The sequence below is a fragment of the Ochrobactrum sp. RH2CCR150 genome (genome assembly GCA_014138095.1).
In the GTDB taxonomy this organism is placed as follows: domain Bacteria; phylum Pseudomonadota; class Alphaproteobacteria; order Rhizobiales; family Rhizobiaceae; genus Brucella; species Brucella gambitense.
Map to the genome: position 1 here is coordinate 21,373 of JACGXE010000001.1, position 26,341 is coordinate 47,713.

Below are 26,341 nucleotides of genomic sequence, written 5' to 3' on the forward strand. Positions count from 1 at the left end.
AACATCGGTCGGCGCGAAGCCGTTTAACTTCTATAATCGCCGTTAATCGCCACATATTCCTTGGTGAGATCGCAGGTCCAGACGGTGGCTTCACCGCGACCGATGCCAAGATCGACATGGATGCGGATATCCTCGCCCTTCATATAGGCGGAGGTTGCCTGTTCGGAATAAGCAGGATCACGCTCGCCCTGATAGGCAACGCGGATATCGCCGAACGAAATGGCGAGCTTGTCGCGATCAGCCGGTTCCCCTGCCTTGCCGACAGCCATGACAACACGACCCCAGTTGGCGTCTTCACCTGCCACCGCGGTCTTGACCAGCGGCGAGTTGGCAATGGACAGCGCAATCTTCTTGGCCGATGCCGACGACTTGGCGCCCGTCACTTCGATTTCGATCATCTTGCGTGCGCCTTCGCCGTCGCGCACGACCTGCAAGGCCAGCGACTTCAGAACGCGCCTCAGCGCCTTCTTGAATTCCTTCAGGCGCTTGTCGGACACATCCGTGATCTTCGGCGCGCCGCGACCAGCCGCAGCGCCGGTTGCAAACAGCATCAGCGTGTCGGAGGTGGAGGTGTCGCTATCGACAGTCACCGCGTTGAAGCTCTTGTTTGCGCCCTTTGAAAGCAGGCTTTGCAGCACATCGGCCTTGATCGGCGCATCGGTCACAATGAATGACAGCATGGTCGCCATGTCCGGCGCAATCATGCCAGCGCCCTTGGCGATGCCGTTGATCGTGACGGGAACCTTGCCCAGCAGCACCGTTTCGGTGGCGACCTTCGGATAGGTGTCCGTGGTCATGATGGCCTTGGCGGCTTCCGTCCAGAAATCCTCGACCGCGTCCTTGTTCATGTCGCCGAGCAGATGAGAGAATTTGCTCGCATCGAGCGGCTCGCCGATCACGCCGGTCGAAGCCAGAAACACATCGGTTGTGCTGCAGCCAACGGCCTTTGCGGCGGCTTCCGCGGTCGCCTCGGTTGCAGCCGTGCCTTTCACGCCGGTAAAGGCATTGGCATTGCCCGAATTGACCACGACAGCGCGCGCCTTGCCGTGAACGAGGTTCTTGCGGCAAAAATCGACCGGCGCAGACGGGCAGAGCGAACGGGTGAACACACCTGCGGCTTCTGCCGGACGGTCGAACACCATCAGCATCACATCGGTTCGGCCCTTATATTTGATACCGGCAGCGGCAGTAGCAATGCGCACACCGTCGATGGCAGGCATGGACGGGTAATGTTTTGGAGCGAGCGGAGAAACGGACGCAGACATGAGTGCCTCAAAAGGGTCGGTTCAGGATGTTCGGTTCGATGGTTCATCGATAGTCTTGATTCTGGCGCATTGGAAATGTTTGCAGGACAAAATCAAGCAAAAACGCAGATACAATGAAAAACGCCCCGGAAGACCGGGGCGTTTGAGTTCTTAAGAAGTTTACTGCTGCGGCTGGTCGCCTTCAGGGGCGTCACCCGTCTCGCCAGCATCCTGTGCGGCGGCTGCATCCTTCATCGCCTTTTCGACGGCCGGATCCTTGTAGTCGATCTTCATTGCATCGCGGAGCTTCTTGACCGTTTCGACATAACGCTCACGCAGAATGATCGAACGGATCTGTTCCTTGACCTGATCGAATGCAGGCGGCTGCTTGGTGCGGCGGTCTTCGAGCTGAATGACGTGGAAGCCGAACTGGGTCTGCACCGGCTCCTTCGTGTATTCGCCAGGCTTGAGCGCAAAGGCAGCCTTTTCGAATTCCGGAACCATCTGGCCTTCGGTGAAATAGCCGAGATCGCCGCCATTGGCAGCGGAACCGTCCGTGGAGCTTTCCTTGGCCAGATCTTCGAATTTCGCACCACCGGCGAGCTTCTTGATAATGGCTTCGGCTTCTTCCTTCGTCTTCACGAGAATGTGACGCGCACGCACCTCAACCTGAGGCGGCATGGCGGCAATTTCCTTGTCATAGCGAGCGCGAATATCGGCATCGCTGATCTTGTCGACGATGGCGTCCTTGAAATATTCGTTGTGCAGGGCGCGTTCACGCAGGAAAGCCAGACGGGCTTTGAACTCGTCGGTCTGATCGAGCTTTTCCTTTTCCGCTTCAGCCGACATCGCCTTGATGTCGATCAGTGCGGCCAGGGCTGCCAGACGGCGCTGTTCAGCGGGAAGACGGGCAAACTGCGGATCGAGATCGCCTGCGGCCTGATCAACGTCGCCGACAGTGATGTCCTTGCCGTTGACAGTTGCCAGAACCTTTGCCGGATCTTCTTTTTCAGCCGGAGCGGCTGCAGTCTGTGCCGCATCCGCAGGCTTGGGCGCTGCGTCCTGCGCGAACGAGGCCGCGCCGGAGAGGCTTGCGAGGGCAACGGATGCCGCAAGAACAGCGAGAGCCTTGCGATAAGGGGCTTTGAGAATGGCTTTCATATGAGATTCTCTCCTTCGAGACCGCTTACCGGCCCGATGAATGCGGCGGAATTTGGCCCGGATACCGCCACCCTGTCACGAAAGAGCGGGATTTCCGGCCTGTTGAGCAACGTTGACATCGCCCTAAGCCCCACTTATCTGTCCTTCGGCTTTGCGTCCAGAGTGTTTCCAGCGATACCCTGCAAATCTGCCGGGGTTTGGACGCTCGGCGAGCGGCGGGGGGAAATTGTGCCAAAATTGCGCCTTGAAGGGCTGCTTTAGCGGTGTACTTTTCTTGCATTTGTTTCAATACGCGTGAATAAAGCATTCGACATTGCCGGAAGCGCTTCCGGCTGAACGGACAGGAAAGGACCAGAGATGGTCAGCTTTGGCGGCCTCGCCCGCAAGATATTCGGTTCATCCAACGACCGCCAGGTAAAGACCCTGCGTCAGCGTGCGGAGCAAATTACCGCGCTTGAGAAGAATTACGAAACGCTCACCAATGAGCAGCTTCAGGCCAAGACCGCCGAATTCCGCGCCGCACTGGCTGAAGGAAAGACGCTCGACGCCATTCTGCCGGACGCTTTTGCAACCGCGCGTGAAGCCGCCAAGCGCATATTGGGCATGCGTCCCTTCGATGTACAGCTGATCGGCGGCATGGTGCTGCATGAACGCGGCATCGCTGAAATGCGCACCGGTGAAGGCAAGACGCTGATGGCGACCCTGCCCGTCTACCTCAATGCGATTGAGGGCAAGGGCGTTCATGTCGTGACGGTCAACGACTACCTCGCCACCCGCGATGCGGAGACGATGGGTCGTCTTTACAATTTCCTCGGCCTGACGGTCGGCGTTATCAAGCACGGTCTGGACGACGATGAGCGTCGCGAGGCCTATGCCTGCGACATCACCTACGGCACCAATAACGAACTCGGCTTCGATTATCTGCGCGATAACATGAAGTATGAGCGCGCCCAGATGGTGCAGCGCCCGCATAACTACGCCATCGTCGACGAAGTGGATTCGATCCTCATCGACGAAGCGCGCACCCCGCTGATCATTTCCGGCCCGCTGGAAGATCGCTCGGAGTTCTACAACCTCATCGACACGTTCATTCCGCCGCTGGCAGAAGAAGATTACGAAGTCGATGAGAAGCAGAAGACCGCCATCTTCACCGAAGTCGGCACCGAAAAGGTCGAGCAGCTTCTGGAAGCCGCAGGTCATCTGAAGGGTGAAAGCCTCTACGACATCGAGAATGTCGCCGTGGTTCACCATCTGAACAATGCGCTGCGCGCTCACAAGCTGTTCCAGCGCGACAAGGACTATATCGTCCGTAACGACGAAATCGTCATCATCGACGAATTCACCGGCCGCATGATGCCGGGCCGCCGTTATTCGGAAGGCCTGCACCAGGCGCTGGAAGCCAAGGAACATGTGACGATCCAGCCGGAAAACCAGACGCTGGCCTCGATCACCTTCCAGAACTATTTCCGCATGTATAACAAGCTCTCCGGCATGACCGGTACGGCTGCGACCGAAGCGGAAGAGTTCGGCAATATTTACGGTCTCGAAGTTCTCGAAATCCCGACCAACCTGCCTGTGCAGCGTATCGACGAGGACGACGAGGTTTACCGCACCGTCGAAGAAAAATACAAAGCCATCGTTCGCGATATTCGTGCATCGCACGAAAAGGGCCAGCCGATCCTCGTCGGCACGACATCGATTGAAAAGTCGGAACTTCTGGCCGAGCGTCTGCGCAAGGAAGGCATCAAGGACTTCCAGGTCCTGAACGCCCGCTATCACGAGCAGGAAGCTTACATTATTGCGCAGGCCGGTGTGCCGGGCACTGTCACCATCGCCACCAACATGGCGGGTCGCGGTACTGACATCCAGCTCGGCGGCAATCTGGAAATGCGCGTTCGCGAGGAACTGGCGGAAATGCCGGAAGGTCCGGAACGCGACGCCAAGATCGCCGAGATCAAGGCCGATATCGCACAGCTGAAAGAAAAGGCGCTCGCCGCAGGCGGGCTCTATGTTCTCGCTACCGAGCGCCACGAAAGCCGCCGTATCGACAATCAGCTGCGCGGTCGTTCCGGTCGTCAGGGCGATCCGGGCCGTTCCAAGTTCTTCCTGTCGCTGCAGGACGACCTGATGCGCATCTTCGGTTCCGACCGTATGGACGGCATGCTGCAGAAGCTCGGTCTCAAGGAAGACGAGGCCATCGTCCATCCGTGGATCAACAAGGCGCTCGAAAAGGCTCAAAAGAAGGTCGAAGCACGCAACTTCGAAATTCGTAAGAACCTGCTCAAGTACGACGACGTGATGAACGATCAGCGCAAGGTGATCTTCGAACAGCGTCTGGAAATGATGGACGAGCCGGACCTGACCGAAACGGTCGCAGAAATGCGTCATGAGGTTATCGAGGATATCGTCGCCCTGCGTATCCCCAAGGACGCCTATGCGGAAAAGTGGGATATTGCCGGCCTGAAGGAAGATGTCGCCACCAAGCTCAACCTCGATCTGCCGGTCGAGGAATGGGCAAAGGAAGAAGGCATCGCCGAAGAAGAGTTCGAGAACCGCATCAAGGAAGCCGCCGACAAGGCTGCTGCCGACCGTGCCGAACGCTTCGGACCGCAGATCATGACCTATGTTGAAAAGTCGGTCATCATGCAGTCGCTCGACAATCTGTGGCGCGAGCATCTGGTCAACCTCGACCATCTGCGCTCGGTTGTCGGCTTCCGCGGCTATGCCCAGCGCGACCCTCTGAACGAGTACAAGACTGAAGCCTTCGAGCTGTTCCAGTCCATGCTGGCCAATCTGCGCGAAGTGGTCATCTCGCAGCTGATGCGCGTTGAAATTGTCCGCGAAGCACCGCAGGAGCCGGAACTGCCGGTCATGCACGGTCGTCACATCGACGAGACAACGGGGCAGAACGATTTCGACGATGCCGCCTGGACCGATCATCAGCACGATGAACGTGTTGTCCCGGCAGCCGACCGCGATCCAGCCGATCCCCGCACATGGGGCAAGGTCAGCCGCAACGAGGCCTGCCCATGCGGATCGGGCAAGAAATACAAGCACTGTCACGGTGCTTTCGAATAAGGCGAATGACAGAAACCCCGGCGCTTATCACGCCGGGGTTTTTCTTTGTACCCCACCCGCAGGTGCAAGGACCGGTGCAGCAACACGGCAAATTCTCATGGCGCTTTCTGTGGCCAGACAAGAATACTGGCCTGCGCCCATAGCGACAGATAAACCTGTTTTGCCATCTTTAAGCAGATGCTTTAATTAGACAGTAAGCATATATTCTCGGGATTCAGGAAATACTCACCATTCCGGCATTTTCCGCGCCAAATCTTTCGCTGGATTTTTCCTTTTTCCCTTTTTAAAGGACTCCCATCTAATGTCCGGTCATCGGTCTCTCATCAGGCTGATGCAAGAATTCGAACATGTCCCGAAAAACCTGAAACAGATTTCGGATAGGACGTGCGAGAAAGACAGACACAAAGACCGGGAAAATCTCGGCGCAAACAAGCGAAACGCTCATTCATAAGGGCGGCGCATAACAGGGTTGGCAAAGACGTGTGGTTTTCGGCAGCTGAAGCAGCGAGCCGGTTTTTACCCGGCACCATCGCGGCCAGGCTTCGTCCTATGACGGAGCGGCTGGATTCTGTGCTGACCGACAGCGGTCCGCAGGCCGCAGCGCAGCGTGCATCCCTTGCAGCCTTTTCGGTTCGCGTGGCCAGCGCCGCCATTGCGCTCCTGTCGCAAGTTATCCTTGCCCGCTGGATGGGTGAATTTGAATATGGAATCTTCGTTCTTGTCTGGCTGACGATGATCATCATCGGCGATCTCGCCTGCTTTGGCCTGCACACGACGATTATTCGCTATGTGCCGGAATATGTTCAGCGCCAGATGTTCGGTCTGGTACGCGGCATTCTCTTCACCGGACGCGCATTTGCCTTTGCCTCGGCAACGATTATTGCACTGATCGGCTCGCTTACGCTCTGGCTGCTGAAGGATCAGGTCGCCAGCTATTATCTCGTGCCATTCATTCTGGGTTTCGTCTGCCTGCCGATGATCACGCTCGGCAATATGCTGGACGGCATTGCCCGTTCGCGTACCTGGGTCACCCTGGCGCTGACGCCAAGCTATATCGTGCGTCCGCTCCTCGTGCTTCTGTTCATGATCGTGGCGCATGTCTCAGGCTTGCCATCGACGGCCGCAACCGCGCTTTCCGTATCGATTGCCGCAACGTGGATCACCACCGTTGGACAGTTTTTCACGGTCGATCGCTCACTGCAAAAGGACATTCCAACCGCAATGCGCGACCAGCGCCTGCGTGAATGGATGACAGTCGCCCTGCCGATCTTCCTCGTTGAGGGCTTTTTCTTTCTGCTGATCAATGTCGATGTTCTGATGGTCGGTCGCGAGATGGATCCTGAAAATGTGGCAATCTATTTCGCTGCCACGAAGATCATGGCGCTCGCCCATTTCGTCTATTTCGCGGTGAAGGCCAGCGTGGCGCAGCGTTATTCCGATCTGTTGCACAGCGGTGACCGCAGAGAATTTGCGAGTTTTGCGCAGGCCTCGGTTCGCTGGACCTTCTGGCCCACACTCGTTCTCGGTATCGTCATCCTGATGGCCGGATATCCGCTGCTGCGCCTGTTCGGCCCAGCTTTCACGGCAGGCTACCCGCTTCTGTTCATCCTGATCATCGGCGTGATAGCCCGCGCCAGTGTGGGACCGGCGGAGAGTCTTCTCAACATGTCGGGCAAGCAGAACATCTGCGCCCTGCTCTATGCCGCAACACTTGCTGTGAATGTCATTCTCAATCTGGTGCTTATCCCACGCTTCGGCCTGACCGGCGCCGCCATTTCGACAGCCATCGCCATGCTGATGGAAGCAGCCCTGCTTTCGACAGCCGTTTCTCGCACCATGCATATCGCTATGTTCATTCTCATCCCCCGAGATCGAGACAATAGCCCGGAGGGTATTTTGTAATGGCCGCAAAACCTTTGCTTGAAGAATCCGCAGGCGGAAACGCAGCCCGCATCGTTTCGGAACTGTCCGATACAGCTTCCGCAATGGATGCTGCCAAGAAGCTGGAGGAAAGCCTTCACAGCCGCGATATCCCGCGCAAGCTGGCGATCTACGGTGCGGCGGCGGGCTTCGAACTGCGCGACGAGCTGGATCATCTGAGCAACCGGACCATCGAGCCGAATGTATTCTTCAACGCCCGTTTTCTGGCTCCCGCCATGCCGCGGCTGGAAGATCGCGAAGTCCGCTTCATGGTCATGCGTGACGAAAACGAAATCCGCAGCCGCCTGCGCTTCGTAATGCCCTATACGATCGAGCGCCCCGGCCTTCCGCTGTCCACACCGGTTATCCGTGCCTGGTCAACGCCTTTCGGGCCGCAGGGCACACCGCTGATCGACCATGACGACCCTGTCGGCGTGGTGGAAGACCTGTTCGACATTCTGGCACGCGACCACCTCAAACTGCCCCATGTGCTGGTTCTGCCCGAAATGCGCGCCAATGGCGCTGCGGCAAAACTCATCCGTTCGGTCGCAGTCGGCCGGCAACTGCCAGTCGTCGCCATCGAACAGAAAGAGCGCCCGTTCCTCAAAAGCGATCTCGACGGTGACAGCTACATCCAACAGGCCATCGGCGCCCACCATCGCCGCGATTATCAGCGCCTGTGGCGGCGTCTTGCCGAAAAAGGTGAACTCGCCCACCGCATCTATCGCACGCCCGATGAAGTGCGGCAGTCTTTCGAACATTTCCTTTCACTGGAAGCCAATGGCTGGAAAGGAAAACGCGGCACCGCTATGGCGGTGGACCGTTTCCGTGCCGCCTTTGCGCGTGAGGCGGTCAACAATCTCGCCGAACGCGATTGCGTGCGTATCCATACGCTGGAGCTGGATGGGCGCGTTATCGCTATCCTGACCGTCTTTACCGTCGCCGGTGAAGCCTGGACATGGAAAACCGCCTATGACGAAAGCCTTCAACCTTTCTCGCCCGGCGTTCTTCTCATGATCGAAGTTGCGAAAAGCCACCTGAACGATCCGAATATTCTCAGAACAGACTCCTGCGCCGTGCCGGACCATCCAGTGATGACGCGCCTCTTCCAGGAGCGCGAGACCATCGAGACCTTGGTCGTCGGTCTGAACCCCGGTGCAGACAGACTTGCGCGTCAGGCGGCGTCGCAAATCCATCTCTATCAGCGTACCCGCAATCTCGCGCGCATCGTGCGCAACCGCATTCGCAGCATCACGGATCGCAGCTAGAACGATGCTTTGCCTGCTATCGAAATAGCGGGCAAGATCAACAGTTTGTGAAAGCTTTCCCGGCGTGTTATCATCCTTCCCGGGAGAGCGCATGACAGGCGGAAGAGGAGGTCCGCACCGGTGCATTTCCAACCTCGCAAGAGGTGCGAAGCGTTCCGGGTCATAACAATCAGGACCGGCTTTCGTCTGGTTCGCAACCGCCATCGCGCCATCCCATGGGAAGGAGATGCGCTATGGAATATTTACACTATATCAGCACGCTGGATTACATCCTGCTCGGCTTTGTTGCGGTCGTCGTGGTGTGGAACGTGGTTGAACACGGTCTGCGTCATAGATAGGCCATAACGAACCGGCTGGAGCACATCCCGAGAAGTGTGAAACGGTTTTCGGATAAGATGTGCGTCAAACAAACGGTGAGAGCGTCTATCTGATTCAATCAGATCGCAAGGCGTTCCAAGTTTGCGGCTGACAGCTTTGCGATAGTACTGCCTGTGAAAACGCACGGCGTTTTCCAGCTGGGGTTTATTGTGGCGATGACCAGACAGTGCGCCATGTATATGACACGACAAGGCGGTATGCTGGTCGTTTCCTGATATCATACTGCCCATGCTCCAATTCGAACATGTCGACCGCCCGCATCGCTCCGCTCCTTGGCGGCTTTGAACAGACCGCTCGGAACAATCGACATTCCCCGCTAAAACCTGCGCTTATGGGCAATTGACGTTGTTTCGTTTAGCCGGTATATCCCAACCCGCTGTCCATTCTGGACCATATCAAACTGCTTCGGCAGACCTGTGCGGGTGTGGTGGAACTGGTAGACGCGCCGGACTCAAAATCCGGTTCCGAAAGGAGTGTCGGTTCGATTCCGACCACCCGCACCATTTAATCTACAAATTTGAGATTTTTTGCTGATCGGCCTCAACCCGATCCGGTTGATCAAGCCATCAAACGCATCCGTTAGAGGACATCGCGCCGTTGTCGGTCCGACCGGCAGATGGCGCTTTCACGCGCTTGAACCAGCTTTGTATTCGATCTGATTGAGGCAGATCGGAAACGCTGCCGGCCGCCAAAACGCCCCCTCAAGCTTCACGCTGAACCCGCCATATTTCGTAGATCCCTACATTACGTAATGTTAATTTTTACTTTACTGTAAAGTCAAATAAGATAATACTTGACTAGGAAGTTTAGGAATTGAGGTGACGGACTCGAGCCTATCGAACTTCCCACCGACCTATAAAATCTTAAAAAGTATAATCCCTCCAATCTGGCGATGTATTATGGAAAATGCAGCTAAAGAATATACCAATGGAAATAGAATTCTGCATGTGAAGCTAGCTAATAATATTATCACTTCATATGTGAATAAAAATCAGATGACGTCTGAAGAACTACTGAATGTTATCACGGATGTCTGTCAATGTATTGGTGGTTTATCTGGTGGATCGAGCTTTTCTCCCAAAGAAGCTCCTGCAACACCCTCGGTTGACCCCAAGGAATCGATCTTCGAGGATTACATCATCTGTCTGGAAGATGGCCGCCGCTACAAGACGCTCAAGCGCGCCTTGATGAGCCGCTTCGGGCTGACACCTGATGCTTATCGACGGAAATGGAACCTCCCGTCCGATTATCCGATGGTAGCGCCCGCTTCTGCGAAGAAGATGTCCGCACTTTCCAGAATGGAAAAGGACGACGCCGAGAACGCTTGAAGCATTGTCGTTTAGGGGGCTCGACGAACGAACACTTCGGACAGGAGAGCTTGAATGCCTAGACTTCACAACGCAATAACCGTCTGGACATTGTCGACAACGCGCAGGGGTGCAGCCATGTTGCACCCCTGTATTTTGTAGCGGCACGACGCCTGCGTCCTCTGATTTAACTATCAAATCGAAGAGCCAAACGAACCGATGCCTCAGCATTGGCAAGGAAGCGCTACGCTTTTTTTCGCCGCGACCCACATATTTCGCCGCTTTTAAAGACCCATCTCGTTGTTTCCGAGGGCCGTCTAACATGCGTAAATCAAGTCACATTCATTATGCCTGGTACATTGCCCTGGCCTGCCTCGCCATCTCATGCATCCGCGCCGGTATCGGCTTCCAGACGATGGGGTTCATCATCAATCCGGCGCGTGAAGAGCTTGGCTGGTCCAATACGCAGATCACCGGAGTGATCGCCTTCCGGGAACTCGTCGCCGGATTATCCGCTCCCCTTGTCGGTCGGTGGGTGGACCAGCGAGGCCCTAGAACCGTCATTATCATCGGCGCGGTTCTTGTCGGCCTGTCCTTCTGCCTGACATCTGTCGCGCAGACCTTCTGGCAATTCGCGCTCACCTTTGGCGTCATCGGTGGCATAGGCGTTGCGGGCCTCTCCAACGCATTGGTGTTTCCGCTCATCGCCAAGTGGTTTTCAGCGCAACGCGGTCGGGCGACCGGTTTGGTTTCGTCAGGCGCCAATCTCGGCGGCATATTGATGTCACTCCTGATCATATGGCTTCTGTCTATTTCCGACTGGCGCTCAACCTGGTTCGTTCTCGGCTTCCTGCCGGTTCTCATTCTGGTGCCGCTGGCAGTCTTCGTCCTGCGCCGCGAACCTGCGGACATGGGGCTCAAGCCGTTCGGCGAAGACCCGGACAGTGCGAATGCCGCAACCAGAACGACTGATACCGGCCCCGATCTGACCGTTGGAGACGCGATGCGTTCGCCGGGTTTCTGGTTTCTGATGATTGGCTGGAATCTGACCGACTTTGTTCTGAAGGGCGCCTTGCTGCACAAGATCCCTGCAGCGCAATCGCTGGGGTTCAGTACGGCCGAAGCAGGCAGCGTAATCATGACCTACAGTATCTGCGCCATTCTGGGAAAATTGCTCACTGGCTTTATTGCCGATCACTTCCCGACCCGTTTGGTGATCCTCGGTCTTTCCGCAATGCAGGCGATCGGGCTGATCCTGTTCATCAATGCAGACAGTATCTGGCACCTGCAACTCGGATACGGCATCCTCAGCGGCTTGTCGGCAGGCGGGCTCATCATGATGATGCCGTTTCTGTTGGCCTCGCTGTTCGGTCGCAAGAACCAGGGCGCCATCATGGGGGTAGTTACACCCATGGTGATGATCTCCGGCATCGGCGGGCCGATGCTGGCGGCACTGCTGTTCGACATGACGGGCAGCTATACGTTCGCTTTCGAGATTTATGCCGTCATTTCCGTTCTCGGCGGGCTGGCATTGTTTGGCGCCAGTACGGTGCGCAAGGCCACGCCGGAAGTCAGAAAACCCTCAGGAGGCTCATGATGTCCACGATTACTCTTCTCTATCCCGGCGATATGGGTGGCGCTTTTGCCAAATTGCTGATTTCCGCTGGACATAAAGTGATAAGCCCGATGGGCGGTCGCAGCGAACAAACGCAAAAGTCCGCCCAGTCAATCGGCGTCGAATTGCGCGACGACATAGCTTCCGCCGTTGCTGAAAGCGATTTGGTGCTGTCGCTTGTGCCGCCATCGGCAGTCATTGACGTCGCCGAACAAGCAATCGCGGCCTGCCGCGAACAAGGAGCCGCGCCACTTTTCGTCGATATGAATGCCAAGACACCCGCCGATGCCGAGCATCTGGACGCGGCTTTCGGCAATGCTTCGCTTCCTTTCTGCAATGCCTGCATCATTGGTCGCGCATCGCATCTCGGTGACGAAGGCCGCATTTATGCCAGTGGACCAGACACAAAACCTCTTGAGACGTTGTTTGAAGGCTTGTTGCCCGTCATCTCGCTTGGCGAAGAAATCACGCGGGCATCGGTTTTCAAAATGGCATTTGCCGGGTTCAACAAAACTGTAGCGGCAGCATTGTTCGAGACGGCCAACACTGCCAATGCCTTCGGTGTGACCGATCCGCTGTTTGAGCTGATAGACCATCATCTGGGCGGCACGCTATCCGATCTCGCCAAGCTGGTGCCGACTTACCCACGCCATATCCTGCGCCGCGCGGAAGAAATGGAAGCGCTGTCAGAAATGCTGGCCGATGCGAAACTGCCGAACGAAATAGCTTTGGCTGCCGGAGCAACGTTCCGCAGCCTCGGCAATAGCGGCAGCTGGTCTGCGACGAACACAGCCCCGCAATTTCAGGAGCTGCTATCGGAAATCGATTATCGCCATTAGGCCGGGATCTCGCCGTTATGCGGCTTGTTCGCGGTCCATTGGCAGCCGGGTTTCTACGATACGCGCATAGATCGACGAACCGATAGGCAGGGTCGCAGGATCGAGCGTAAAGGCGGGATTGTGAAGTGCAGCCTTGCCAGCGTGCTGTACGTTGATATAGGCCCCCGGCACACGCGCCAGCATATCGGCGAAATCCTCACTGCCCATGGCAGCAGGGGCATCATCGCTGACATTGGCTTCGCCAAGCACATCGCGCGCCGCCGCCATATAGGCGTCCGACAGATCATGGTCGTTACGCAGGACATCGAATACATTGCGAAGATCGACATCCACCGTCACGCCGTAACCGGCAGCGACACCAGCGCATATTTCACGCAAGCGGCTTTCGGCAAGCTCACAGACGCGCTTCTCGAAATAGCGGATGGTGCCGGTGATCGTCGCCACTTCCGGCACGATATTATAGGCGCTGCCCGTGTGAAACTGCGTGCAGGAGACCACGCAAGCCTCGGTCGGCGGAACATTGCGCGAGACGATGGTCTGCAACTGACCGACCAGATCGGCGCCGATCACCAACACATCGCGTGAATTATGCGGCTGTGCGGCATGACTGCCTTTGCCGGTCAGCTTGATATCAAAGAAGCTGGCGCCTGCCATGGCCGCACCCTTGCGGATGACCGCTTTGCCAAGCGTTCCCAAAGGCTGATTGTGCATGCCGTAGATTTCATCACACGGGAAACGTTCGAACAGTCCTTCCGCGATCATGCGGCGCGCACCGCCCAACCCCTCTTCCGCAGGCTGAAAGACGAAAACCGCGCTGCCTTCAAAATTGCGGGTCGCCGCCAGATATTGCGCAGCACCCAGCAGCATCGTCGTGTGCCCGTCATGGCCGCAGGCATGCATGCGGCCCGGATTTTGCGATGTATAGGGCACACCGGAGATTTCATCGATTGGCAGAGCGTCCATATCGGCACGCAGACCGATACGGCGATTGCCAGCCTGACGTCCCTTCAATATACCGACAACCCCGGTCGTCGCGATATCGGTGTGAACTTCATCGAAACCCCATTGCCCCAAAAGGTCAGCAACCACGCCCGAAGCATGCTTTTCCTCAAAGCCGATTTCGGGATGACGATGCAAGTCCTCGAAAACCGCGCGCATCTCGCCGGCCTTCTCCTCAATGAACGGTATGATGGGCATGGTCGCTTCCTGTTTGAATGCATTGCTGAAAACCGGGGCCGCTCCTCACGGCCCTCGGTTTTGATTCGTGCCACCAGATTATGCTGCTTCCAGCGCCTGAGCGAGATCGGCAATCAGATCGTCTGGATGCTCAATGCCGATGGACAGGCGGATGGTCGACTCCAGCACACCTATGCGCTCGCGTACTTCAATCGGAACCCCGGAATGGGTCATCGCGGCCGGGTGGCTCGCAAGCGATTCCGTACCGCCAAGACTGACGGCAAGCTTCAAAATCTGAAGTGCATTGAGGAAGCGAAACGCTGCCGCCTGCCCGCCTTTGATGTCGAAGGAGAATGTGGAGCCAGCGCCCGTGCATTGCCGCTTGAACAACGCGCCGACATCGGAATTCTCATCCACAAATGGCAGATAATGCAGCTTTTCGACCTTGGGGTGGTCACGCAGGAATTCTGCAATCGCCCGTGCATTGCTGTCTGCGCGCTCCATACGCAGGCCAAGCGTTTCCAGCGAGCGTCCGAGCATCCAGCAGGAATGCGGATCGAGCTGCGTGCCGATGGCGCCGCGTAACGCCTTCACCTGCCGGACAATGGATTTGGCGCCGAGCACTGCGCCCGCAATCAAATCGGAATGGCCGCCGACATATTTGGTCAGCGAATAGACCGACAGATCCGCGCCATGATCGAGCGGCTTCTGGAAAACCGGTCCCAGCAAGGTGTTGTCACAGGCAATGATCGGACGATGTCCCTGCCGCTGTTCGATCTTTTCCGCGACACGCCGTATGGCCGCTATATCGACCAGACTATTGGTCGGATTGGCCGGTGTTTCGATCAGGATGACCGAAACGCGCCCCTTGGCCAAGGCTTCCTCCGCCGCCTTTTCGATTGCCGCTTCATGCACGCCATCGGCGAAGGCCACGGCTTCCACGCCGAAATTCAAGAACGTCTTGGCCAACAGCGTTTCGGTACCGCCATAAAGCGGTTGCGAATGCAGGATGACGTCGCCGGGGCGCGCAAAGGCAAAAAGCGTGGTCGCGATCGCCGACATGCCAGACGAAAACAGCGCCGAACTTTCCGCGCCCTCATAGACCGCCAGACGATCTTCAACGATCTCGCTGTTGGGATGATTGAAGCGTGAATAGACCAGTCCCGCGCCCACACCGGCAGGCGGCTCCTTGCGGCCGGAAACGAAATCGAAGAAATCGCGCCCATCCTCGGCGGTCTTGAAAACGAAGGTTGAAGTCAGAAAAACGGGTGGCTTGACCGCGCCTTCGGAAAGTTCCGGGTCATAGCCGTAATTCAGCATTTGTGTTTCGGGATGAAGCAGGTGGTTGCCCAAGTGGGTCTTGTAAGGGCGCGGCGCAGTCATGCAGACCTCCTGAAAAGCCAAACTCCTCTTGCCCAACCAGATAGGCGGACAAGAGGAGCTTAACAGAGGTCATCGGCAATCTTCTTTCGTTGTTTGCCTCTCACGGGTAATCGCTGAACCCGTGAAAAACACCCGACAGAAAACAAATAGCTGCCTATTACTTGATCACCAGCACAGGCACAGTGCTGAGCGACAGGACTTCTGCCGCCTGGCTGCCAAGCAGGAGTTTGTTCACGCCGCGACGGCCATGCGAGGAAATGATGATCAGATCGCTGCCATGAGATTTCGCAGCTTCCACAATGCCTTGCGCGGGCGACTGGTTTTCGACATGCACCGCTTCAGCGGTCACGCCTGCGGCTTTCGCCTTGTCCTTGGCTGCGGTCAAAATCTTCGTCGCAGCCTTGGTGATTGCTTCGCGATATTCCTGAAACGCAACCGGGCTCGATGCCCATTCTGCCGCAACGACGATGCCATAGGACGGCAGAAGCTCGGTCACCGAGACGAAAGTCACTTTCGCACCCGTTTCCTTGGCCAGTTCCACGCCCTGATCGACACCCTTTTCAGCGAGTTCCGACCCGTCGGTCGCGATCAGAATATTCTTGTACATCTCTCGATCTCCTGGTTGCCTGATAGCTTAATTATGCGCGCCTTACCCAAGCCAATGCATTGACGCGGATCAATAACCTTCCAGATAAGCTAATACGCCCACCCCCAATTATGATGGAATTCACTTTTAAAAAATACGATTATATAGAATATAATTCTAAACATGATGCATCAAGCGCACATGTCCAGCTATGCTTTTGCGCTGTTTACTCTTAAACTTTGCGCAACATGAAGGGAGATTACGCTATGAACAAGCCCCTTGGCTCGAAGAGCAACGAAACTGCAGGACGCGGCCGCGTTTACGGCTCGATTCTGGAAACAATCGGCAACACGCCGCTTGTGCGCATTGATAAATTTGCCAAGGAAAACGGCGTTGTCGCGAACCTTCTCGTGAAGCTGGAATTCTTCAATCCGCTGGCAAGTGTGAAGGACCGCATCGGTCTAGCACTCATCGAGGCGCTTGAGGAACAAGGCAAGGCTGTGCCCGGCAAGACGGTTTTCGTCGAACCGACCTCCGGCAATACCGGCATCGCGCTTGCATTTGCCGCAGCAGCCAAAGGCTACCGCCTTGTGCTGACCATGCCGGAAACCATGTCGGTGGAACGCCGCAAGCTGCTCAAGCTGCTCGGTGCCGAACTGGTGCTGACCGAAGGCGCGAAAGGCATGAAAGGCGCGATCGCCAAGGCTGAGGAAATTGCCGAGGGCAACCCGAACGCCATCATTCCGCAGCAGTTTGAAAACCCTGCCAATCCGGAAATTCATCGCCGCACGACGGCGGAGGAAATCTGGAACGACACCAATGGCGAAGCCGATATTCTGATTTCCGGCATCGGCACTGGTGGCACCATCACCGGCGTCGGTCAGGTGATCAAGGCGCGCAAGCCGTCGTTCAAAGTGATCGCCGTCGAGCCGAAGGATTCCCCTGTCCTGTCCGGCGGCACGCCCGGCCCGCACAAGATCCAGGGCATTGGTGCTGGCTTCGCACCGAAGACGCTCGACACCGGTATCTACGATGAAGTCGTGCAGGTTTCCAACGAGGATTCCTTTGCCAATGCACGCCTGATCGCCCGTATCGAAGGCATTCCGGTCGGCATCTCGTCCGGCGCGGCGCTCTCCGCTGCGATCGAAGTCGGCAAGCGTCCGGAAAATGCTGGCAAGAACATTGTCATCATCATTCCTTCCTTTGCAGAGCGCTATCTCTCTACGGCGCTGTTTGAAGGTCTGGAATAGTCGGCTGTATTGAAGCCTGAATTCAGAGAAGCAAAAAGCCAGAGCGGGTGACCGTTCTGGCTTTACTTCTTTCCACCATGTCTTGGGAGAGACACCTTAAAGCGTGTCGCGTTCAATTATTTTCGGGCGAAACGCTTTAAGCTTTTGTTTTTACGCACGTCTTTATCCCGAAACCGGTTCCCACTTTCGGGAGCCGTGCTTTAGTGGCGCGTGCGTGCTTCGCAAGCCGGGCCGGGTCCGCGCATGTAATGGCGCTCGGGCCGGTAGCTCGGTGCGACGAACTCGCGGATGACATTAACGCTGTCACGCAACTGAACAAGAATGCTCATCGCTTTCACCTTCATCTAAATCATGTTCGAAAGGATGTTCACTGCGCTCAATGTGAGCTTGTGAAGTAATCTTCACTTCCGAACATCTTAATGAAAACTTTAACGATCAAAGATGAATAAGTGCTAAACCGGCACCGTTAACGGTAAGTTAATGGTAACGATATTCAGGTTTTCCACAGCTGCCTGAAACTTGTCACAGTTGAAAATTCTCACAAAAAAAGCCGGTCGAAGCCGGCTTTTAGATTGTGCGGATATGGCGCTATCAGCGCGTTGGCACCGGATGCTCGCCGCGATAATCGTAGAAGCCGCGGCCCGTCTTGCGTCCAAGCCAGCCTGCTTCGACATATTTGACCAGCAGCGGGCACGGGCGGTATTTGGAATCCGCGAGACCGTCATGCAGCACCTGCATAATTGAAAGGCAAGTGTCGAGACCGATGAAGTCTGCAAGCTGCAATGGTCCCATCGGATGGTTTGCACCAAGCTTCATGGCGGTATCGATGGCTTCGACGCTGCCTACGCCTTCATAAAGCGTATAGATCGCCTCATTGATCATCGGCAGCAGGATACGGTTGACGATGAATGCCGGGAAATCCTCGGCGACCGTAACCGTCTTGCCGAGCGCCTGCACGAAATCCTTCGACTTGCGGAATGTATCCTCGTCAGTGGCTATGCCGCGAACCAGCTCTACAAGCTTCATCACCGGCACCGGGTTCATGAAGTGAATACCGATGAAACGCTCCGGACGATCCGTCGTAGAGGCAAGCCGCGTGATGGAGATCGACGACGTGTTGGTCGCCAGAATGGCTTGCGGGTTCAGGATCGGGCAGAGCTGCGCGAAAATCTTGCGCTTGACGGTTTCGTCTTCCGTCGCCGCTTCAATGGCCAGATCGACGCCTGCAAGGTCTTCCATGGAGTTTGCTGCGCGGATCAGCTTCATGGCACCTGCGCGCTCTTCTTCCTGCAATTTGCCCGAAGAAACCTGACGCGCCATATTGCCGTTGATGGTGGCAATGCCCTTTTCCAGCCGGTCCGGCGCAGCGTCGTGCAAAAGCACACTAAAACCTGCCAGAGCGCAGACATGGGCGATGCCGCCACCCATCTGACCCGCGCCGACTATACCAACCGTCTTGATTGCCACCGTAGTAACTCCTTCATCCTCCCCAATGGGGCCTGTCGAGCATGTCTTTTTTACAGCAAGCGCAAAACTGCGCTTTGAATTGCATAAGGCTCATCCAGCAGATGATAGGCTGTCCGCCTAAAATGCAATCCAAAATTCTTGCTCATTACAAAGAACCCGCCCCAAACGCGAGATTAGGCCAAGGGCCTTGGTCTCCGACTGGGGCGGGTCGCAAAATGACGAAGCGGCGAGACTGGCCCGCCGCTTCGCAAAAAATCAAAGAGCCTTCTGCAGCTCCGGCAGCACGGTGAAGAGATCACCGACGAGGCCGTAATCGGCAACCTGGAAGATCGGCGCTTCTTCGTCCTTATTGATGGCGACGATGACGCGTGAGTCTTTCATGCCTGCCAGATGCTGGATCGCGCCAGAGATGCCGACAGCGATGTAAAGCTCCGGTGCAACCACCTTGCCCGTCTGGCCAACCTGCCAGTCGTTCGGCGCATAGCCCGCATCGACTGCTGCACGGCTGGCGCCAACCGCCGCACCGAGCTTGTCGGCAACCGGCAGGATCACTTCCTGGAACTTTTCAGCCGAACCAAGTGCACGACCACCCGAGATGATGATCTTGGCCGAGGTCAGTTCCGGACGATCCGAAGCCGACAGCGCATTGCCAACAAAGCTCGACAGGGCCGGATCGGCAGGCACGGTTGCACTTTCAACCGCAGCCGAACCACCATCGCCGGTGGCCTGGAAAGAGGCCGTGCGCACCGTGATCACCTTCTTGGCGTCGGTGGACTGCACGGTCTGGATCGCATTGCCCGCATAGATCGGACGCTTGAACGTATCTGCCGATACGACTTCCATGATTTCCGACAACTGCATCACATCGAGAAGGGCTGCAACGCGCGGCAGGATGTTCTTGGCCGAGGTCGTCGCTGCGGCGATGATCGTGTCGTAATTGGCGGCAAGTGCCACGATGAGTGCTGCCGTCGGCTCGGCCAGACGGTTTTCCAGCGCATCGCTTTCAGCCAGCAGAACCTTGCGCACGCCTTTCAGCTTGGCGGCTGCATCGGCTGCCGCCTTTGCACCCTTGCCAGCAACCAGAATATCGACATCGCCGCCGATCTGGGCGGCCGCCGTCAGCGCCTTTGCCGTCTGGTCCGAAAGGGTTGCATTGTCATGTTCGGCAATAAGAAGAATAGCCATTTATCTCGTCCCTTCCGATTTCTTAGATGATGCCGTCGGCTTTAAGCTTCTCGACCAGTTCAGAGACTGAACCAACCTTGACGCCAGCCTTGCGGCCACCCGGTTCTTCGGTCTTCAGGACCTTCAGGCGCGCCGTGATATCGGCACCGAAATCGGCAGGCGACTTCTCGTCCAGCGGCTTCTTCTTCGCTTTCATGATATTCGGCAGCGATGCATAGCGTGGCTGGTTCAAACGAAGATCGACCGTGACAATCGCCGGAAGCTTCACATCGATGGTCTGCAGACCGCCATCCACTTCACGCGTTACCTTGGCCGAACCGTCACCCAGTTCCACTTTCGAGGCAAAGGTTGCCTGGCTCCAGTTGAGGAGCGCCGACAGCATCTGGCCGGTCTGGTTGGCATCGTCGTCAATCGCCTGCTTGCCGAGGAAGACGAGGTCCGGCTTTTCTGCATCGACAACGCCCTTCAAGACCTTGGCGACGCCGAGCGGCTCGACCGTCTCGTCGGTCTTCACCAGAATGGCGCGGTCCGCGCCCATGGCAAGGGCTGTGCGCAGTGTTTCCTGCGCCTGTGCCGGGCCAACCGAAACAGCCACAATCTCCGTGACCTTGCCAGCTTCCTTCAGGCGGATCGCCTCTTCAACCGCAATCTCGTCGAACGGGTTCATCGACATCTTCACATTCGAAAGCTCAACGCCAGATCCGTCGCCCTTGACACGGATCTTTACGTTGTAATCGACGACACGTTTTACTGCGACAAGGACTTTCATCCGCGACCACCTCTTCAATGAATCCTACGGCACGACTATGCCGCCATGAAACACCGCCCGCATGCCAAATTCCGACGGGAACCTGACACAGAAGCGGCTCCGAAAAAAGCACTGTAACAAGCCGTTCAGCTATAGCGCTTCCTATTAGAAATCGGCGGGAAACGTAAAGACGCCTGACGTGCACGTCAATCAGCCTCGGCAATCTATATCGATTAATATCCATTTATTCCGGCAGAACTTCATTCTCAGATTGCGACATCCCTTGAGAGGCCTTCTGTGATGTCTTTTGCTCCCTCGTCCATGGCGTTTACAAAGACGTCATCCTGCTTTACGACACGCCCGCACTAACCGGTCGCAGCCTACCCGGTCAAAACAAGGAACCCTGACTATGAAAACGCTTGTCGTCTGCTCCGGCGGACTCGACTCCGTTTCGCTTGCGCATAGAATCGCAGCGGAACATGAACTCACTGCCCTTCTCTCTTTCGATTATGGCCAGCGGCACAAAAAGGAGCTGGATTCGGCCAGAGCCTGCGCCGAACGGCTCGGCGTGCCACACCAGATCATCGATATCCGCACCATCGGCGCCAGCCTCACAGGCTCGGCGCTGACCGACGATGTCGACGTTCCCGATGGTCACTATGCCGAAGAGACGATGAAGATCACCGTCGTACCCAATCGCAACGCCATCATGCTGGCCATCGCCTTTGGTGTGGCTGCCGCACAAAAGGCGGATGCTGTGGCGCTGGCTGTCCATGGTGGTGATCATTTCATCTATCCCGATTGCCGCCCCGGCTTCATCGATGCCTTCCAGATCATGCAGAACCATGCGCTGGACGGCTACGCCGATATTAAGCTGCTCGCACCCTATGTGCATGCATCCAAGGCCGATATCGTCACCGATGGGACGAAACACAGCACACCTTTCGAGGCGACATGGTCCTGCTACAAGGGCGGCGAGCAGCACTGCGGCCGCTGCGGCACCTGCGTGGAGCGTCGCGAGGCATTTCACCTCGCAGGCGTCAATGACCCGACTGTCTATGAGGATGCCGATTTTTGGCGTGAAGCCGTTGAGCGGAGGAACGCCTGATGTTTCGCATCACCAAGGAGTTTCACTTCTCCGCCTCACACCAGTTGACCGGACTTCCTGCCGATCATCAATGCGCGCGCCTGCATGGCCATAATTACATCGTTGAAGTCGAGCTTTCCGCCGCTGATCTCGACGGACATGGCTTCGTGCGTGACTATCACGAGCTGGCGCCGTTCAAGCGCTATATCGATGACGCGTTCGATCACCGGCATCTCAACGATGTGCTGGGCCATGGGCACACCACAGCCGAAACGCTGGCAAAGCACTTTTTCGACTGGTGCCGCGCACGCTGGCCGGAAATATCCGCCGTGCGAGTGAGCGAAACGCCAAAGACATGGGCGGAATATCGCCCAAGTGTAAAACCATGAAGCAGGCATCCGAAATCCGCATCAGCGAGATTTTCGGCCCAACCATTCAAGGCGAAGGCGTGCTCATCGGCGAGCCGACTGTCTTCGTGCGTACAGGCGGCTGTGACTATCGTTGCGTATGGTGCGACAGCCTGCACGCGGTTGAAAGCCGCTTTCGCCATGAATGGAAGCCGATGGGTGTCGAAGCCATATGGGACGAAGTGACGACACTTTCCGGAAATCGACCTTTAACAGTGTCACTTTCGGGCGGCAATCCGGCCATACAACCGCTCGGACCTCTCATCGCCCATGGCAAGGCGGAGGGCTATCGCTTTGCGCTGGAAACCCAAGGTTCTATCGCTAAAGACTGGTTTTCCACACTGGACACGCTGGTGCTCAGCCCGAAGCCGCCGTCAAGCGGGATGGAATTCGAACCCGATGCGCTGGCGGCCTGTGTCGAAGCGGCGGGGCCGAAGCCGCGTGTGGTGCTGAAATTCGTGGTCTTCGATGAAACCGATTATGCCTTCGCAAAGCATGTCTCGGCGCTTCATGCTCATCTGCCGATCTATCTCCAGCCCGGCAATCACACGCCGCCACCGCCCGAAGCGGACGACGCATCGATCGACATCGACGGCATCATGCGCCGCATGGAATGGCTGGTGGACACGGTGATAGCAGACCGCTGGTTCGAAGCGCATGTGCTGCCCCAGTTGCATGTGCTGATCTGGGGCAACAAGCGAGGGGTCTGACTATCTGTTCTGTCCCGGCACCCAGAGCACGTCTTTCGCGCCGTTATCATTGACGGCGCGGGAGGCGACGAAGAGAAAATCCGAGAGGCGGTTGATATACTGAAGCGCCTCCGGCGACACCACTTCGCCCTCGATCTTCGCCAGCGCCACCATCAGGCGCTCCGCGCGTCGCGAAACCGTGCGTGCCAGATGAAGTGCTGCCGATGCCGCCGAGCCGCCCGGCAAAATGAAAGAGCGCAATGGCTGGAGATGGGCGTTGAGAGCATCGATATCCGCTTCCACGCGCGCGACCTGTGACGCAACGATGCGCAGCGGTTCATAAGCCAGCGGCTTGCCGTCATCAGGCGTAGAAAGATCGGCTCCTAGATCGAATAGATCGTTCTGGATGCGCGAGAGCATCGCGTCGATTTCGGCATGTTCGCCGGTATGAATCCGCGCCATGCCGATGCAGGCATTGGCTTCATCCACCGTGCCATAGGCTTCCACACGCAGATCGGACTTCAGTCGACGCGGGCCGCTGGCAAGGCCAGTGGTGCCGTTATCGCCGGTGCGCGTGTAAATCTTGTTGAGCTTGACCATGGCTTACTGTCCGCCGGTATGCCGCGCGAAATAGATTGCGCCCACGATCAGAACGATTGCGATGAACTGCAGGAATACACGTAACTGCATCATCTTGTTGGAAAAATTCGCATCACCGCCGCGCATCATATTGCGCAGGCCAATGATCAACACAATCGCCACGGCGAGCATGGCCACCATGGCTGCGCCTTTGAACACAACGTCCATCTTGTTCCCTTCCCATCATCCGCAGTCTATTGAATTTTCAAGACTGATCGGACAGCATCCGGTAAAGCCAGCGCGACGGCATCAGGCGGCGCGCCAGAATTCCCAGTTTCGCCGGTCTCGTTACCGCGTAATGCGGGCGTGGACGCGGCGCCTCCAATGCGTGAAGCAGTACATCATAGACGGCTTCCGGTCCAAGCTTGTTCTTTGATTTGGTGCCGCCGCTTGTCAGCTTGGCCATCTGGCGCTGATAAAGCTCACGATGCACGGAGGCTTCCAGATCGATATTGGCTTGCGCATGACGGGCGGCGTTATAGGTGAATTGCGATGCAATCGGTCCCGGCTCGATCAGCGAAACCTCCACACCGGAACCTTCAAGCTCCATGCGCTGCGCCAGCATCAGCCCTTCAATGGCGAATTTGGACGCGACATAAGCGCCGCGCCATTTCATGGGCACCAGCCCCAATATCGACGAACAATGAACAATGCGTCCGTGCCCCTGGGCGCGCATGACGGGCACCACCCGTCGCGTCAAGTCATGCCAGCCGAAGAAGTTGGATTCGAACTGCGCTCGAAGCGCTTCCACCGGCAAGTCCTCGACCGCGCCCGGCTGGGCATAAGCGCCATTATTGAAAAGCGCATCCAGCCTGCCATCCGTCTTGCGCAACACTTCCTCCGCAAGGGCGGCGATGGAGTCCGGCTCGGCATAATCAAGATAATAGGCCGCCATCCCCTTTGCTTGCAGGGCGGCGATATCCTGCTCCTTGCGAGCGGTGGCAAAGACCCGCCATCCGCGACGATGCAAAGCTTCCGCACAATAAGCACCGATGCCGGACGAACAGCCGGTTATGATGATGCTGCGATTTGCACGTTCCTCTGCCATTTCGTCCTGTCCTGCCGCCGCGTTTCCACCACAGTGCTTGATTCGCAAGGGCTTTAAAACGGCGTAACCCTTGCAATCTGACAGGCGATGCTAGATTTAAGTGTCTGAAACTTGGGCCAATGACCGAAGGGGTAAAATCTGCGGATGCGAAAAGTCAGGCGTTTTCTCCGCCAGATTACCTACGATGTCATCGGTCATTTCAGTTCAGATGATGGCTGGGCTTTTGCAAGTCACATCGCTCTGTCTGGCCTGATGGCGCTGTTTCCCTTCCTGATCTTCGCAACCTCGCTGGCGAGCTTTCTCGGTACCAAGGAATTTGCTCAAACAGCGGTGCATGTCATTTTCGACATGTGGCCGTCGAACATCGCAGCTCCCATCGCCAATGAAGTGACCAATGTTCTGACGGTTCAGCGCCGTGGGCTTTTGACGCTGAGTGTGATCGCCGCTGCGTACTTTGCCTCCAACGGCGTGGAGGCGCTGCGCATCGCGCTCAACCGCGCCTATCGCGTCACCGACCAGCGCTCGATCATCTTTTGCCGCCTGCAAAGCCTCGGTTTCGTTCTGGTCGGCACACTCAGCCTGATGGCGATCAGCTTCCTCTTGGTTCTGGCCCCGCTCGCGGTGCGCATTGCCGAGCAATGGTTTCCCGACATCGCGCCGTTTACCGGTACCATCGCCTTCTGGCGCTATAGTGTCGCCGTGGCGGTTCTGGTTCTGGCGCTTTTCATGGTGCATATCTGGCTGCCTGCCGGTCGCCGCAGCCTTGGCGATATCCTGCCCGGCATCATCATCACGCTTCTTGCCTGGCTAGCCTCGGCAACCGCCTTCGCAAAATATCTGGAGACTTTTGCGAATTATGTCTCCACCTATGCGGGCCTTGCCTCGATCATGGTGGCAATCGTCTTTCTCTACATGCTGTCAGCGATCTTCATCATCGGCGCGGAAATCAATGCTGCGATCATGAATTTCCGCAAACGCGAGCAGCAACCGGATTTGATTGTAGAGTAATTAGCGCTTCATGGTCGTCAGGGCCACGCCAAGCGTGGTGACGATCATACCTGCAATCTGGATCGGACCGAGTGTCTCGCCAAAAATCAGATAGGCCATGATCGCCGCAGTGCCCGGCACGAGATAAAACAGCGATGCGACTTTCGACATCGCGCCCTCGCGGATCATCACAAGAAGCGCCAGAATAGCACCGATGGAAATCGCCAGCGTCAGCCAGACCAGCGCGAAAATGAGTTGCGGAGACCAGATCATCACCCGGGTTTCGAACGCAAAGGCACAGATAGCAGTCAGCGTAGCGGCGGCGATATACTGAACCGCAGTGCCTGTCTTCAAATCGCCGGTGGTTCCAAAACGCTTTTGCCAGACCGTGCCCGTGCTGATGGCCATCACAGCGAAAAAAGCCGCTGCAAGGCTTTTCGGATCAACGCCGCTGCCAGCCGAAAACTTCGGCCAGACGACCATCGCCACGCCGAGAAAGCCGACTAGCAGCCCCGTCCACTGACGCCCGCTTGCTCTTTCTCCGAGAAGCATGGCGGCGATCAGCGTGGTGAGCATGGGTTGCAGACCCGCCACGAGACCCGACATGCCAGCGGGCAGACCGTGATGCACGGCCCAGAACAGTGCGGAGAGATAAGCGCCGTGGATCAGGCAACCGGCAATGGCCGCATGAACCAGCGTCGCCCCCTTTGGCCACGCAGCCCTGCTTGCCAGCGCCCAGAGCGTCATAATGACTGCCGCAATGGAGAACCGCACCGCCATGAAAGTGAAGGGTTCTGCATAAGGCATGGATAGCCCGGCCCCGATAAAGCCAGTGGCCCAGAGCAGAACAAACATGATGGGGAAGAAACGGGCGGCCAT

At 56.9% G+C, this 26,341-nt stretch carries 24 protein-coding genes and 1 tRNA gene; 12 read left to right on the forward strand and 13 right to left on the reverse strand.

The genetic code is table 11. The annotated features are described in order from the left end of the window. Positions 1 to 23: 23 nt before the first annotated feature. The gene (gene argJ, locus FHW03_RS00095; protein WP_182518822.1) at positions 24 to 1,265 is read right to left on the reverse strand and encodes a bifunctional glutamate N-acetyltransferase/amino-acid acetyltransferase ArgJ; all 1,242 of its coding nucleotides are present in this window, start codon (positions 1,263 to 1,265) and stop codon (positions 24 to 26) included. A 159-nt stretch (positions 1,266 to 1,424) separates the two neighbouring features. Next, positions 1,425 to 2,405: a peptidylprolyl isomerase gene (locus FHW03_RS00100; RefSeq protein WP_182518823.1), complete on the reverse strand. Its 981-nt coding sequence runs from the start codon at positions 2,403 to 2,405 to the stop codon at positions 1,425 to 1,427. A 357-nt stretch (positions 2,406 to 2,762) separates the two neighbouring features. Between FHW03_RS00100 and secA the strand changes: the two genes are divergently transcribed. The 7 genes from secA (at position 2,763) to FHW03_RS00135 (ending at position 12,810) form a co-directional block, all read left to right on the forward strand. Continuing rightward, entirely contained in the window at positions 2,763 to 5,483 is a 2,721-nt protein-coding gene (gene secA / locus FHW03_RS00105; protein ID WP_182518824.1) for a preprotein translocase subunit SecA, read from the forward strand. A gap of 549 nt (positions 5,484 to 6,032) precedes the next feature. Next, a complete protein-coding gene (locus tag FHW03_RS00110; protein WP_210277117.1) occupies positions 6,033 to 7,385 on the forward strand; it encodes a lipopolysaccharide biosynthesis protein in 1,353 nt (450 codons plus the stop codon). Further along, the gene (gene bspF, locus FHW03_RS00115; RefSeq protein ID WP_182518826.1) at positions 7,385 to 8,671 is read left to right on the forward strand and encodes a type IV secretion system effector crotonyl transferase BspF; all 1,287 of its coding nucleotides are present in this window, start codon (positions 7,385 to 7,387) and stop codon (positions 8,669 to 8,671) included. Before FHW03_RS00110 ends, bspF begins: the two co-directional genes overlap by 1 nt. Positions 8,672 to 9,467: 796 nt before the next feature. After that, positions 9,468 to 9,552 (forward strand) — tRNA-Leu (locus FHW03_RS00120). Between the two features lie 396 nt (positions 9,553 to 9,948). After that, complete coding sequence (locus FHW03_RS00125; protein WP_182518827.1) at positions 9,949 to 10,377, forward strand: MucR family transcriptional regulator; 429 nt, start codon at positions 9,949 to 9,951, stop codon at positions 10,375 to 10,377. A 301-nt stretch (positions 10,378 to 10,678) separates the two neighbouring features. Beyond that, entirely contained in the window at positions 10,679 to 11,953 is a 1,275-nt protein-coding gene (locus FHW03_RS00130; RefSeq protein WP_182518828.1) for an MFS transporter, read from the forward strand. Beyond that, positions 11,950 to 12,810, forward strand: coding sequence for an NAD(P)-dependent oxidoreductase (locus FHW03_RS00135; RefSeq protein ID WP_182518829.1), 861 nt, complete (start codon positions 11,950 to 11,952; stop codon positions 12,808 to 12,810). Before FHW03_RS00130 ends, FHW03_RS00135 begins: the two co-directional genes overlap by 4 nt. A gap of 15 nt (positions 12,811 to 12,825) precedes the next feature. Here the strand turns inward: FHW03_RS00135 and FHW03_RS00140 are convergent, their stop codons facing one another. The 3 genes from FHW03_RS00140 to FHW03_RS00150 all read right to left on the reverse strand — a co-directional run bounded on the left by FHW03_RS00140 (position 12,826) and on the right by FHW03_RS00150 (position 15,976). Continuing rightward, entirely contained in the window at positions 12,826 to 14,007 is a 1,182-nt protein-coding gene (locus tag FHW03_RS00140) for a M20 aminoacylase family protein (protein ID WP_182518830.1), read from the reverse strand. Positions 14,008 to 14,085: 78 nt separating this feature from the next. Further along, positions 14,086 to 15,369 (reverse strand): cystathionine gamma-synthase family protein, encoded by a 1,284-nt coding sequence (locus FHW03_RS00145; protein ID WP_182518831.1) that lies wholly within the window; start codon positions 15,367 to 15,369, stop codon positions 14,086 to 14,088. Positions 15,370 to 15,526: 157 nt separating this feature from the next. Continuing rightward, positions 15,527 to 15,976 (reverse strand): universal stress protein, encoded by a 450-nt coding sequence (locus FHW03_RS00150; protein ID WP_182518832.1) that lies wholly within the window; start codon positions 15,974 to 15,976, stop codon positions 15,527 to 15,529. Positions 15,977 to 16,221: 245 nt separating this feature from the next. Between FHW03_RS00150 and cysK the strand changes: the two genes are divergently transcribed. Continuing rightward, positions 16,222 to 17,205 carry a cysteine synthase A gene (cysK, locus tag FHW03_RS00155; RefSeq protein ID WP_182518833.1) on the forward strand — a complete coding sequence of 328 codons (984 nt, stop codon included), beginning with the start codon at positions 16,222 to 16,224 and terminating at the stop codon, positions 17,203 to 17,205. A 200-nt stretch (positions 17,206 to 17,405) separates the two neighbouring features. Here cysK and FHW03_RS25995 read toward each other — a convergent pair whose 3' ends face one another. The 4 genes from FHW03_RS25995 to FHW03_RS00170 all read right to left on the reverse strand — a co-directional run bounded on the left by FHW03_RS25995 (position 17,406) and on the right by FHW03_RS00170 (position 20,626). After that, the gene (locus FHW03_RS25995; RefSeq protein ID WP_268898867.1) at positions 17,406 to 17,534 is read right to left on the reverse strand and encodes a hypothetical protein; all 129 of its coding nucleotides are present in this window, start codon (positions 17,532 to 17,534) and stop codon (positions 17,406 to 17,408) included. A 262-nt stretch (positions 17,535 to 17,796) separates the two neighbouring features. Then, positions 17,797 to 18,672 carry a 3-hydroxybutyryl-CoA dehydrogenase gene (locus tag FHW03_RS00160; protein WP_182518834.1) on the reverse strand — a complete coding sequence of 292 codons (876 nt, stop codon included), beginning with the start codon at positions 18,670 to 18,672 and terminating at the stop codon, positions 17,797 to 17,799. A 255-nt stretch (positions 18,673 to 18,927) separates the two neighbouring features. Further along, positions 18,928 to 19,857: an electron transfer flavoprotein subunit alpha/FixB family protein gene (locus FHW03_RS00165; protein ID WP_182518835.1), complete on the reverse strand. Its 930-nt coding sequence runs from the start codon at positions 19,855 to 19,857 to the stop codon at positions 18,928 to 18,930. A gap of 22 nt (positions 19,858 to 19,879) precedes the next feature. Beyond that, entirely contained in the window at positions 19,880 to 20,626 is a 747-nt protein-coding gene (locus tag FHW03_RS00170; protein ID WP_182518836.1) for an electron transfer flavoprotein subunit beta/FixA family protein, read from the reverse strand. A 388-nt stretch (positions 20,627 to 21,014) separates the two neighbouring features. Here FHW03_RS00170 and queC point away from each other — a divergent pair, with 388 nt between their 5' ends. The 3 genes from queC to queE are packed head-to-tail and all read left to right on the forward strand — an operon-like array spanning position 21,015 to position 22,809. After that, the gene (queC, locus tag FHW03_RS00175; protein WP_182518837.1) at positions 21,015 to 21,713 is read left to right on the forward strand and encodes a 7-cyano-7-deazaguanine synthase QueC; all 699 of its coding nucleotides are present in this window, start codon (positions 21,015 to 21,017) and stop codon (positions 21,711 to 21,713) included. Then, the gene (queD, locus tag FHW03_RS00180; protein ID WP_182518838.1) at positions 21,713 to 22,081 is read left to right on the forward strand and encodes a 6-carboxytetrahydropterin synthase QueD; all 369 of its coding nucleotides are present in this window, start codon (positions 21,713 to 21,715) and stop codon (positions 22,079 to 22,081) included. The genes queC and queD overlap by 1 nt, the downstream gene beginning before the upstream one ends. Further along, positions 22,078 to 22,809, forward strand: a complete 732-nt coding sequence (queE, locus tag FHW03_RS00185; protein WP_182518839.1) for a 7-carboxy-7-deazaguanine synthase QueE — start codon at positions 22,078 to 22,080, stop codon at positions 22,807 to 22,809. Before queD ends, queE begins: the two co-directional genes overlap by 4 nt. Here queE and FHW03_RS00190 read toward each other — a convergent pair whose 3' ends face one another. The 3 genes from FHW03_RS00190 to FHW03_RS00200 are packed head-to-tail and all read right to left on the reverse strand — an operon-like array spanning position 22,810 to position 24,475. After that, positions 22,810 to 23,388, reverse strand: coding sequence for a cob(I)yrinic acid a,c-diamide adenosyltransferase (locus tag FHW03_RS00190; protein ID WP_182518840.1), 579 nt, complete (start codon positions 23,386 to 23,388; stop codon positions 22,810 to 22,812). A gap of 3 nt (positions 23,389 to 23,391) precedes the next feature. Further along, positions 23,392 to 23,595, reverse strand: coding sequence for a twin transmembrane helix small protein (locus FHW03_RS00195; RefSeq protein WP_078337504.1), 204 nt, complete (start codon positions 23,593 to 23,595; stop codon positions 23,392 to 23,394). 37 nt (positions 23,596 to 23,632) lie between these two features. Beyond that, a complete protein-coding gene (locus FHW03_RS00200) occupies positions 23,633 to 24,475 on the reverse strand; it encodes an SDR family oxidoreductase (RefSeq protein ID WP_182518841.1) in 843 nt (280 codons plus the stop codon). A gap of 144 nt (positions 24,476 to 24,619) precedes the next feature. On the opposite strand from FHW03_RS00200, the gene FHW03_RS00205 reads away from it, so the two are divergent. Continuing rightward, the gene (locus FHW03_RS00205; protein WP_182518842.1) at positions 24,620 to 25,483 is read left to right on the forward strand and encodes a YihY/virulence factor BrkB family protein; all 864 of its coding nucleotides are present in this window, start codon (positions 24,620 to 24,622) and stop codon (positions 25,481 to 25,483) included. Here FHW03_RS00205 and FHW03_RS00210 read toward each other — a convergent pair whose 3' ends face one another. Further along, a complete protein-coding gene (locus tag FHW03_RS00210) occupies positions 25,484 to 26,341 on the reverse strand; it encodes a DMT family transporter (protein ID WP_182518843.1) in 858 nt (285 codons plus the stop codon).